The sequence below is a fragment of the Vallitalea maricola genome (assembly GCF_036985595.1).
Classification (GTDB): domain Bacteria; phylum Bacillota; class Clostridia; order Lachnospirales; family Vallitaleaceae; genus Vallitalea; species Vallitalea maricola.
Genome location: NZ_BTPU01000390.1, coordinates 1 through 263, shown reverse-complemented (window position 1 = coordinate 263; position 263 = coordinate 1). Strand labels below are relative to the sequence as shown.

1 protein-coding gene is annotated in these 263 nt (G+C 32.3%); it reads right to left on the bottom strand.

Annotated features, from left to right (window positions below; translation table 11 throughout):
- The coding region (locus tag AACQ14_RS24420; RefSeq protein ID WP_339366127.1) for a hypothetical protein at window positions 1-212 on the bottom strand (212 nt) is incomplete at its 3' end.
- Window positions 213-263: the final 51 nt, after the last annotated feature.

The window sequence follows — 263 nt, the reverse complement described above, 5'->3', positions numbered from 1 at the left end:
ACGTTATTATTGTTATAATAACGTAGACTATGTAATCCTAGAAACAGGCTTAGGAGGCAGCCTAGATTCAACCAATGTAATTGAAAAACACTTTTTAACAATACTATTCCAATACTACCTGAAATAAAAATACCAACAAGTGGCACTAATGCTCCCATTATCCCAGCTAATATCCCAAATATCATGGTCAATCTTCTTAATTTTATCTTCACCTAACTTCTCATCTCCTAGTTATATTGTGGAAAATATATAACTAGGAGATG